This is a genomic window from Nonomuraea sp. NPDC048881 (assembly GCF_040649795.1).
Taxonomy (GTDB): Bacteria; Actinomycetota; Actinomycetes; order Streptosporangiales; family Streptosporangiaceae; genus Nonomuraea.
The window spans coordinates 69,270-79,802 of the sequence record NZ_JBEZGC010000030.1 but is presented as its reverse complement, the minus strand read 5'-3'; the positions used below and the strand labels follow the sequence as shown (position 1 = coordinate 79,802).

Sequence of the window (10,533 nt, the reverse complement as noted above, 5' to 3'; positions counted from 1 at the left end):
CCATCGTCCTGATCGGCCTGGCCATGGCCGGCGCGGGCGCCACGCTCGGGCTGGGCAACCTGCCGATCGTCCGCCGCAACGCCTGGCTCAGGTAGCTCGGACCCGTCATGGGCCCACCCCTCGGCGGAGGGGTGGGCCCGTGGCATTTCAGGTGGGAGCCGCGAGGGTCACCGGCTCACGGCGTCAGCGCTGCAGTGTCAGCACCCCCGGCCGGTAGGGCAGGAGGCCGTAGTCGCCGCCCGAGCTGGGGCTGCGGCCCTGGTAGAGGAGTTGCAGGTTGCACGGGTCGACGGTCATGGTCTGGTCGGCGCCGGTGCGGACCAGCTCGCCGTGGCTGATGTCGTTCGTCCAGGTGGCGCCGCTGTTGGCCTTGCCGGCGAACGGGTTGCCCTCGGTCGCGGCCTGGGGCGTCCAGGAACCGTTCAGGCTGGTGGCGGTGAACGAGCGGAAGTAGCGGCCCTGCGCGCCGATCGCCTCGACGAGCATCAGGTACCGGCTCTGACCCTGGAGCTTGTAGACCTGGACGGCTTCGAACAGGTTGTTCGTCGTGTCGCTCATGACCACGGTCGAGGCCGTGCCGAAGCTGCCGGGGAAGTTCCCGATGGGCATGCTCGCCCGGTAGATCTTGCCGTTGTCCCCGGCGAAGAACAGGTACATGTTGGTGCTGTCGCCGATGACCGTCTGGTCGATGGGGCCCGTCCCGGACCCCGAGATGCTGCCGGAGAAGAGCGTCTGCGGCGCCGACCAGCTGTTGGGGTTGGCGGGGTCGGTGGAGGTCCGGTACGAGAAGGCGGGCCCGCCCCACTGGTAGGCGAGCACCCAGATGTTCTTGGGGGCGAAGAAGAAGAGCGTGGGGGCGACGGCGGAGAAGGACATCGTGTTCTGTGTGGCCGAGGCCATGTCGGACCAGTTGGCGAGCGGGCTGAAGTTCATCGACCCCCACTTTGTCCCCGTGTCGTGGGTCGTGGCGTAGACCAGATGCCGCCCGTTGTAGGGGGCGACGGTGAAGTCCTTGAGCGAGACCCAGCCCGCCTTCGGGGTCGCCAGCGGGCCGGTCGAGGTCCAGCGGTAGGTCGAGGGGAGGTCACACATGCCGGGGTTGCCACCGTCCGTCCGTACGAGCTGCCATTGCTGGTTGGCGCCGCCCCAGTCGTCGTACTGGACGATGTTGGCGCCGTCGGCGGTGGAGGCTCCTTGGACCTCCAGGGCCTTGTTGCTGTGGCGGGAGATGAGTCTGACGTAGCCGTCGGGGCTGTCGGTGAGTTTCCATTGCTGGTTGGCGCCGTTGAGGTCGGTCCATTGGACGATGGGGCCGCCGTTGGCGGTGGAGAAGTTGTAGACGTCCAGGACCTTGCCGGAGTGGCGGGATTTGATGCGGTAGTAGCCGCCGCCTGAGTCGACGAACTGCCATTGCTGCTGGTTCTGGTTGTTCCTGGTCCATTGGGTGATGCGGCCGCCGTCGGCGGTGGACAGGTTGTAGACGTCCAGGGCCTTGCCGCTGTTGCGGTTGACCAGGACGTACCAGGCGTTGGTGTCGACGGTGGCCGCGTCGGCGGGCGGGCTCGCGACGAACAGGCTCGCCAGCAGGACGGCCAGCGTCGCGAGGACGGTCAGGGGACTGTGTCTCTTCACCATGAGCTCCGATGCCGTGTCAGGGGGTGGTCAGGTCGAAGCGGCGCACGGTGACCGCGCCGCCGAGGGACTTGGTGGCGTAGTTGAAGATGCCGAAGCGGTAACCCATGAAGAACTGCCAGGCGTTGTTCAGCGTGAAGGCCGGGCCGAGGCCCACGAAGGTGCTGCCGTCGGTGCTGTAGGAGAAGCGGGCCTGACGGCCGGACCCGGGCCGGATGTCGGCGGTGACCCGCAACCAGATCCGGCCGCCCGGGACGTTCGCGCTCGCCGCCTCGACGCCGGTGCCGGTGGTCTGCCACGAGCCGCTCATGGTCAGGCCGTTGGTCATCACGACCCGGCTGACGCCGTTGTCGCGTTTGACGCCGATCCAGGCCGACTGGTCGCGCAGCATCGCCAGCCCGGCCCGGTCGCCGTCGGCCATCTGTGAGGGGTCGAGCTCGATCGTCGCCGTCGAGGACGGGCCCTGGATGCGGTGGGTCAGCGTGTTCCGGGCGGCGTAGAGGTCGCCGGTGACGGTCGCGGTCTGCAGGCGCAGGCCGTCGCCGGTGGAGAAGCGGCTGGTGTCGGGGTTGTGGTTCCACTCCCAGCGGGGGCCGAGCGTGGCCGAGGTGAAGGCGTCCGGGCCGATCATGGACGTCACGGTCCGGCTGGTCTGGATGTTCGGCTTCGGGTAGTTCACGCCCCAGCCGCCGTTGACGGTCTGCACGACCGGCCAGTCGCCGGTCCAGGTGATCGGCGCCAGAGCCGGGACGCGTCCGCCGGGGTAGGCGTCGACGAACGCCATGTAGTACCAGTCGCCGTTCTGCGTCTGGACGAGCCCGCCCTGGTGCGGGACGCCGCCGCCGGCGACGGGGCCCGGCAGGTCGAGCAGGACCTGGCGCATCTCGTACGGGCCCCATGGCGAGGTCGAGCGGAGCACGTACTGGCCGTTGGCGGGGCGGGTCAGCCAGATGTAGTAGTAGCCGTTCCGCTTGTAGAAGCGGGACCCTTCCAGGGTGCCGACGTTGCTCGGCGTCTGGAACACCTGCTGCGCGCGCACCTGGCTGAGACCGTCGGCCGAGAGCTGGGCCACGCTGATGGTGCTGTTGCCGTAGGCGACGTACATGGTGTCGTCGGAGTCGACCAGCAGGCCGGCGTCGTAGTAGCAGTTGTTGATCTGTGAGCGCTTGGTCCACGTGCCGTTCACGGCGGAGGCGGTGTAGACGTAGGTCCGGTTGAACTCGACGCAGCCGAGCCAGTAGAAGGTGCCGTTGCCGGGCCGGTAGTTGAAGGCCGAGGCCCAGATGCCCTTCACGTACGCCCGGCCGCCGTTGAGGTCGTAGGCGCCGGAGCCGAAGTCGAGCCTCGGCACGGAATGCCCGGCGTACTCCCAGTCGACCAGGTTGTACGAACGCAGGATCGGCGCGCCCGGCGAGTAGTGCATGGTCGAGGCCGAGTAGTAGTAGGCGTCGCCCACCCGGACGATGTCGCCGTCGGCGAAGTCCTGCCACACGACCGGGTTGGCGTAGTTGCCGCCGCCGTTGCCGTTGACCGGGACGAGCTGCCATTGCTGGTTGGCGCCGCCCCAGTCGTCGTACTGGACGATGTTGGCGCCGTCGGCGGTGGAGGCTCCTTGGACCTCCAGGGCCTTGTTGCTGTGGCGGGAGATGAGTCTGACGTAGCCGTCGGGGCTGTCGGCGAGTTTCCATTGCTGGTTGGCGCCGTTGAGGTCGGTCCATTGGACGATGGGGCCGCCGTTGGCGGTGGAGAAGTTGTAGACGTCCAGGACCTTGCCGGAGTGGCGGGACTTGATGCGGTAGTAGCCGCCGCCTGAGTCGACGAACTGCCATTGCTGCTGGTTCTGGTTGTTCCTGGTCCATTGGGTGATGCGGCCGCCGTCGGCGGTGGACAGGTTGTAGACGTCCAGGGCCTTGCCGCTGTTGCGGTTGACCAGGACGTACCAGACGTTGGTGTCGACCGTCGCGGCCGACGCCTCCTGGGCGGTGAGCAGCACGCCCACGAGAAGCAGGGCCGAGACAGCCGCGAGGACACGTCTCACAGGAACCTCCAGAGGTTGTCGTCCGAGCCGTCGTCGTCGGCGAGCACGACCTGCGCGCCCTGGGACGCGCCGGCGACGCCGAGGACCCGGCCGCCGCCCGCGCACTGGACGCGGAAGGCGGCGCCCGACCCGTGGCGCAGCCGCCAGCGATGATCGGCCGTGCCGTTGTCGGCCCACTGCACGACCCGCGACCCGGCGGCGGTGCCCATGTGCTCCACGCCCAGCACCTTCTGGCTGTGGGAGTTGCGCAGCCGCAGGTAGCCGCCGGTGTCGGCGATGGCGGTCCACAGGTGGTCGGCGGTGCCGTTGTCGCCCCACTGGACGACGAGCGCGCCGTCGGCCGTGGACATGCCGGTGACCCCGAGCACCATCCCGGTGCCTACGTTCTGCAGGCGCCGCGCGCCGTTCGGCAGGAACCGCCACTGGTTGTCCGGGCTGCCGTCGTCGGCGTCCTGGACCACCTGGGCGCCGTTCGCGGTCGAGCCGTTCAGGATGCCGAGCAGCTTGGAGCTGTGGACGTTGCGGATCTTGACGGAGCCGTCGCCGGCGTCGGTGACCGTCCAGCGGTGGTCGGCGGTGCCGGTGTCGCCCCACTGGAGCACCCGGGCGCCCGCGGCGGTCGACATGTTCTCGACGCCGAGCACCTTGCCGCTGTGCGCGTTGCGGAACCGCAGGGCGTTCCCGTCGACGATCAGGGCCCAGTCGTGGTCGGCGGTGCCGCTGTCGGTCCACTGCAGGGCCGCGCCGCCGTCGGCGGTGGACATGTCCCTGATGCCCAGGACGAGCCCGCTGGCCGCGTTGACCAGCCGGAAGCTCGCCGTGCCGGTCCCGCCCTGGACGTTCCAGTAGACGACGTAGTTGTGGCCGGTGGCGTCGTGGAAGGGGCCGAGCCGCACCGGCGCGCCGTCGGCCGTGGCCGTGAAGGCCAGGGAGGAGCCGCCGGTCCGGGTGATCGAGGAGGGGTTCAGGGCCGGGGCCGACGACAGGACGGTGTCGCCGTAGTCGCCCGACAACACGACCGGGCCGTAGGTCACGGCCTGCACGCCGGGGTTGTCCGCGGCGGCCTTCATGACCACCCGCATGGGCAGGCGCACGGTCACGGTGTCGCCGGACGACCACGACCGGGTGAGGCCGGCGTAGCTGCCCGGCGCGGCCGCGATGTCCTGCCGGACCCCGTTGACGCTGATCGTCGCGCCCTGCGTCCAGGCCGGGATCCGGACGCGCATCGTCCACGATCCGCTCACGTTGCCGGTGACCTGCAGCGACGTGGTGTCGCTGACCGGACAGGAGGTGGTCTGGGTGACCGTGATGCCGCGCCGGCTCCAGTCGAGGACGGAGGGCACGAACAGGTTGACGAACAGGGTGGTGTCGTCGTGGAAGTAGATCGAGTCCATGAGCTTGGTGTTGGTCTCGATCCCGGTGCCCTGGCAGCACCAGAACGTGCCGTAGTCCGTGCTCCAGGTGCCGCCGCCCCAGGCCGGTCCGACGCCTCGCCGTCCACCGGGGTTGAGCGGGGTGAAGTAGGTGACGTGCCCATGCGCGTCGGCCGGGTTCTGCTGGCCGAGGAGGTGGTTGAGCAGGGCGTTCTCGTAGTAGTCGAAGTAGTCGGCCCGGTCGGGGGACAGCAGCCACAGCTCCCGGGTCAGCTTGAGCATGTTGTAGGTGTTGCACGCCTCGCCGGTGTCCCTGGTCAGGTAGGAGGCGATCGCGCCGGGCGCGCGGAAGTGCTCGGCCTGGCTGTTGGAGCCGTTCACGTACGTGTGCGCGCCGACCGTGATGGCCCAGGCGTTGACGGCGATGTCGCGGTAGCGGGTGGCGCCCGTCGCCTTGTACTCGCGGGCCGCGCCGATCCACTTGGGCACCTGGGTGTTGGCGTGCAGGCCGTTGAGCCGGTCCTGGTTCGCGGCCAGCGGGTCGAACACGGCCGCGTGGTCGAACCGCTGGGCCGTGGCCAGCCAGCGGGGGTCGCCGGTCGCCTGGTACAGGTCCGTCAGCACGGCGTTCATGCCGCCGAATTCGGTGCCGAGCATGGCCTGCGCCTGGGCGGCGGACAGTCGCGACGTCCGGGCGTCCACCCAGCCCGCCAGGGCGAGCAGCACGGTCCTGGCCTGGGTGTCGCCGATCAGCCGCCAGACGTCCAGCAGCCCGGCCAGGGTCTTGTGGACGCAGTAGTAGGGCACGTTGCCGTTGGTCAGCGTGCGGTTCTCCAGGGCCGTGAAGTCCGACTCCGGGAAACCGGACAGGTAACCGCCGGTGAACCCGGCGGCCGGGTTGTTCCCCTGGCACTTGGCCAGTTCCGCCACCATGTAGCGCGCCTTGTCGCGGCAGGCGGTGTCACCGAGCACGGCGTACGCCTGCGCCCACGCCGTCAGGAAATGGCCCTGCGCGTGCGACCGGAACGGGAAGCCGGGCGCGTCCCAGCCGCCGTTGGGCGCGGCGCCGCCGGTGGACACCCGGTGGTTGGCGCGGAAGACGTACAGCAGCCGGTCGACGTCGACGAAGCGCAGGTAGGCGAGGGCGCGGTTCTGGTTGTCCAGCAGGCGGCCGGAGGTCAGCCGGACCTGGCCGAGGTCGAACTCGTAGGCTGAGACGCCGAGATCGGGCCTGCTCCAGGGGACTGCGGCCAGGGCGGGGGACGCGCCGGCCATCTGACCGACGACGGAGAGCGCGGCGGTCGCGCCCGTGGCCTGGAAGAGCTGACGGCGGCTCAAGGACATGCGGAGCTCCTTGGGATGGGGGGCGGTGAGCGGCCGGGGCCGGTCACGGGGGGCAGCTGGTCAGGGCCTTCGAAGGGCCGTTGCCTGGTCTTTCGGCGGGCGTTGTTAGCGCTAACAACTGGCCGATCGGGTCACCGTCGTGTCCCGTGCCGGCGGTTGTGACATGTCGGGGCTCCTTGGCCGGAGAGGGGTGTTAGCGTTAACATCGCCTTGCCGATGGGACTACTCCGTAGTGAGGGAGTACAACCGACGGTCCGTTCCGGTGTCAATGAGGGGATTGCCGGCCGAGCTGGGCTTCGTCCTGTGGGTGCCTGCCCGCCTGGAGTTCTCTCTCCACGGAGACGGCCCGTCACCATGAAAGTTTCACGGGCGTCACCCGGGACCGCTCCCCCGGCCTCGCCGGGCCGGGGGAGGGGGTGGTCAGCGGGCGAGGTCGCGCCGGGGCGCCGGGCCCCGGCGCGACGGGCGGGCGACGCTCACGCGGCGCCCGCGTTGTAGGTCCACTTCTGGTTGCTGCCGCCCCAGCAGGTGTACAGCTGCAGCCCCGTGCCGTTGCCGGTGCCGCCGCCCACGGCGTCCAGGCACAGTCCGGACTGCACGCCCACGATCGTGCCGTCGGTGTTGACGCGCCATTTCTGGTTGTCGCCGCCCCAGCAGGAGTAGATCTGGATCTTGGCGCCGTTGCCCGTGCCTCCGGCGTCCAGGCACTTGTTGCCGTACACCTTCAGTTCCCCTGCCGAGGTCCGCGTCCACTGCTGGTTGCTCTGACCGTTGCAGTCCCAGAGCTGGACGGCCGTGCCGTCGGTGGTGCTGGAGCTGGGCACGTCGACGCAGCGGCCGGCGGCCGTGCTCCTGATCTGCCCCGCGTCGCCGCCGCCGGGCGGCGGCGACGTGCCGCCGCCGTTCAGCGCGTTGAGCACGGCCGTGTAGGCGGCCTTCTTGTTGCCGTTGCCGTCGAAGAGCAGCGCGGTGGCGCCGGCGCCGAGCCAGGAGTCGGTGTCGCGAACGCCCCAGGTGGTGACGCCGGTGCACCGCGGCACCGCCAGGCAGTCGTTGACGACACTGGCGTACGTGGTGGCCGAGCCGCCTTGGATGTCCAGCTCGGTGATCTGCACGTCCACGCCGAGCGCGGCGAAGCTCTGGATGGTCGTGCGGTAGTTGCTGTTGTACGGGCTGTTGCCGTTGAAGTGCGACTGCAGGCCGACGCAGTCGATCGGCACGCCACGGGCCCTGAAGTCCTTGACCATGTTGTAGACGCCCTGCGTCTTGGCCCAGGTCCAGTTGTCGATGTTGTAGTCGTTGTAGCACAGCTTGGCGGCCGGGTCGGCGGCGCGCGCGGTGCGGAAGGCCACCTCGATCCAGTCGTTGCCGGTGCGCTGGAGGTTGGAGTCGCGCCGGCCGCCGCCGCTGTCGGCGTAGGCCTCGTTGACCACGTCCCAGGCGTAGATCTTGCCCTTGTAGTGGGACATGACGCCGTTGATGTGGTCGATCATCGCCTGGCGCAGCGAGCTGCCCGACAACGACTGCATCCAGCCGGGCTGCTGGGAGTGCCAGGCCAGGGTGTGGCCGCGTACCCGCTTGCCGTTCTGCACGGCCCAGTTGTAGACCCGGTCGCCGTTGGTGAAGGTGAACTGCCCCCGGTTGGGCTCGGTGGCGTCGATCTTCATCTCGTTCTCGGCCGTGACCATGGTGAACTCGCGGTTGGCGATCGTCGTGTAGGCGGAGTCGCCGAGTTTGCCCGCGGCGATGGCGGTGCCGAAGTAGCGGCCGCTCTGCGCGGCGGCCGCGCCGAGCGCGCTCGCCGCGGCATCGGCCGGAATCGCCGTCGCCAGGGCCGTGAGCAGGCCGAGCGCGCCGAGTGCGCCGGTGATCAGCGCCCGGCGGCGCGCGCCGGGCGGCCGTCCGGCGGTCGGTGGGGACATGGCGTTGACACGCATGCTGGAGCCTCCGTACGCGAATCATGGGGGGAAGGTCGTGCGGACGCACTTCGGAGGGGTGCGCCCAGGGCGTTCGGGAGCGGATGGGAGAGCCGGGCTCGGGCACTCAGTGTGTGGATCTCGCCGAAAGTTGTCAAGATTCGGGTAAAACTTTCGGAGCCGTCTTGCTTGTGCGGGCATGTCATCCAGGGCCGCTACCTGTCGAAAGTTTTCGGCCGACGGGTCGTGAAAGTTTCACGGGGACGGGTGGCGGCCGGTCCGAGGTGGGAGCGCGTTTTCGGCCGCTTCGGGCTTCGGGGGCTCTTGACGGGGTCGCCCGGCTCGTATTTGCTCCGTCGCGCCGGCACCGCGACTTGTTAGCGTTAACACACGAACAGGCGGAACCATGAGCGAAACTCCGACTGCACCATCACGGGGACGCAGTCCGGGCTGTGCCTGGAAGCCGTCGGCCACGCGGCGCGGCCCGAGCCGCGCCGAGGGCCGTCGCTCAGGAGGGCGGCGCGAACGGGGCCGCGACGTCGGTGACGTGTTCCGCCGGGGCCGCCGTCTCCCGGTTCGGGTGGTAGATCTCGCGCATGGACAGCGCCGGGGCCAGCCCGCGGTCGTCCAGCCAGGCTTTGAGCGTGTCGTACGCCGGCAGGATCGCCGGGTAGTGCGACCGCTCCTTGCTGACCTCGACGTACGCGGTCCGGTGGGACGGCTCCAGCCGGACGCCGATCCGGCCGGCGGGCTCGATCGGGCTCCCGGTCGGCAGGCACACCTCCACCGGGCCGTTCGAGTCCTCGCCCACCGTGCCGTGGAAGACGGCGAACGGCGGCCCGGACAGGCAGCCGCCGGCCGCCCCCAGGTGGGCGAAGAGCGCGGCCGAGGCGTCCGTGATGAAGTCCGCCAGGCCGGAGGCGCGCGCATGGCCGTGGATGAAGATCACGCGCTGCTCGGGCACGTCCCGCAGGCGCACCTCGTACGCGGGGGTCGCCTCCTCCAGGAAGACCTGACGGATGTAGGCCAGCAGCGACTGACGTGCCCGCCACTGCTCCTCGCGGTGACTCCAGTGCTTCGCGATGGCCTCGACCGCCGCGGGGCCGTCCAGCCCCAGCACCCTGCCGACCTCGGCGAGCGGCATGTCGATGGCGCGCAGCAGCGTGATGCGCCGGGCCACGGCGAGCTGCGCCCGGCCGTAACGGCGGAAACCGGTGCGGGGATCGACCTCGGCGGGCGGCAGCAGCCCCTTGGCGTCGTAGAGCCGCAGCGCCTTGAGCGTCAGGTTGGACCGCGCGGCGAACTGTCCAGTGGTCATCAGATCGGACACCGCCCGAGTATGGACCCTGCCCCTGGGGCGGACACAAACGACCCGGATCACAGCCCCGGGCGGCCCGCCGCGCCCTCCGCAGAAGCCGACCGCCGCTCGACTGGCGGCCGTACGACGGAGACCCCGTCCCGAACAGGCCACCGAGTCCCTTGCAGGGGTGGGCGTCCTGAACTGGCGGCGGCCGGGTGATCTTTCGGTTTTGTCTTCACGGTGACGGCCGGACATGTCTGACCCGGACGACGCCGGGCACCGTGCGGGCCAGCACGCCGGCGATGTGGTCGGCCTGCTGCCGGGACGGCCCGCGCAGCTCGGCCACGCCGTCGCGGACGGCGACGTCCCAGCTGGGGCCCGCCGGGTACTGCTCGCGCAGCGCGGCCTCGACCGCCTGGCGCAGGTCTTCGTCGGGGCGGGCGAGCATGGCCAGCAGGTCGCGGCGGCTGACCATCCCGGCGATCCGGCCGCCGGTCACGACGGGCAGGCTCTTGACCCGCTCGCGGACCATCAGATCGATGGCGACGGTGACGTCGGTGGTCTCGGTGACCGTGACGACGTCGCGGCTCATGACGTCCATGACCTGGCGGGGCGGCGGCTCGTCGGCCGGCGCGGCCGGGCGGACGGTCGCGCGGGGATCGGGCTCGAACTCCCCCCGCAGCAGGTCCAGTTCGCTGACCACGCCGACGAGCCGGCCGTCGTCGCCGACGACGGGCGCGGCGGTGATGTCGTGGCCGTGCAGGACCCGCACGGCCCGCCGCACCGGATCGGTGTCGCGGACGGTGACGGCCGGGCCGCTCATGACCTCGCGGACGAGCATCGCTGTCTGGCCTCCCACTCGCAGTCGTCGGTCTTCCAGGTCAGCTTGCCACGACGGTCGTCCCACGGCCCGCTCCGCCCGGGGTGGCG

At 70.3% G+C, this 10,533-nt stretch carries 6 protein-coding genes; all 6 read right to left on the bottom strand.

Going from position 1 to position 10,533, the window contains the following annotated elements; genetic code table 11:
• Positions 1 to 183: 183 nt before the first annotated feature.
• Positions 184 to 1,635 (bottom strand): non-reducing end alpha-L-arabinofuranosidase family hydrolase, encoded by a 1,452-nt coding sequence (locus AB0C33_RS48425; RefSeq protein WP_358301721.1) that lies wholly within the window; start codon positions 1,633 to 1,635, stop codon positions 184 to 186.
• Positions 1,636 to 1,651: 16 nt separating this feature from the next.
• Positions 1,652 to 3,670, bottom strand: a complete 2,019-nt coding sequence (locus AB0C33_RS48420) for an RICIN domain-containing protein (RefSeq protein WP_358301718.1) — start codon at positions 3,668 to 3,670, stop codon at positions 1,652 to 1,654.
• The gene (locus AB0C33_RS48415; protein ID WP_358301715.1) at positions 3,667 to 6,387 is read right to left on the bottom strand and encodes a beta-L-arabinofuranosidase domain-containing protein; all 2,721 of its coding nucleotides are present in this window, start codon (positions 6,385 to 6,387) and stop codon (positions 3,667 to 3,669) included. The genes AB0C33_RS48420 and AB0C33_RS48415 overlap by 4 nt, the downstream gene beginning before the upstream one ends.
• 476 nt (positions 6,388 to 6,863) lie before the next feature.
• On the bottom strand, positions 6,864 to 8,324 hold the full coding sequence (locus AB0C33_RS48410) for an endo-1,4-beta-xylanase (RefSeq protein ID WP_358301712.1): 1,461 nt from the start codon (positions 8,322 to 8,324) through the stop codon (positions 6,864 to 6,866).
• 487 nt (positions 8,325 to 8,811) lie between these two features.
• Positions 8,812 to 9,633 (bottom strand): MerR family transcriptional regulator, encoded by an 822-nt coding sequence (locus tag AB0C33_RS48405; protein WP_358301709.1) that lies wholly within the window; start codon positions 9,631 to 9,633, stop codon positions 8,812 to 8,814.
• 205 nt (positions 9,634 to 9,838) lie between these two features.
• Entirely contained in the window at positions 9,839 to 10,444 is a 606-nt protein-coding gene (locus tag AB0C33_RS48400; protein WP_358301706.1) for a CBS domain-containing protein, read from the bottom strand.
• Positions 10,445 to 10,533 lie beyond the last annotated feature (89 nt).

Excerpts from the sequence above, each read along its gene's own strand:
- AB0C33_RS48425 (WP_358301721.1), bottom strand. The coding sequence starts at position 1,635 with ATGGTGAAGAGACACAGTCCCCTGACCGTCCTCGCGACGCTGGCCGTC.
- AB0C33_RS48415 (WP_358301715.1), bottom strand. The coding sequence starts at position 6,387 with ATGTCCTTGAGCCGCCGTCAGCTCTTCCAGGCCACGGGCGCGACCGCC.
- AB0C33_RS48410 (WP_358301712.1), bottom strand. The coding sequence starts at position 8,324 with ATGCGTGTCAACGCCATGTCCCCACCGACCGCCGGACGGCCGCCCGGC.
- AB0C33_RS48400 (WP_358301706.1), bottom strand. The coding sequence starts at position 10,444 with ATGCTCGTCCGCGAGGTCATGAGCGGCCCGGCCGTCACCGTCCGCGAC.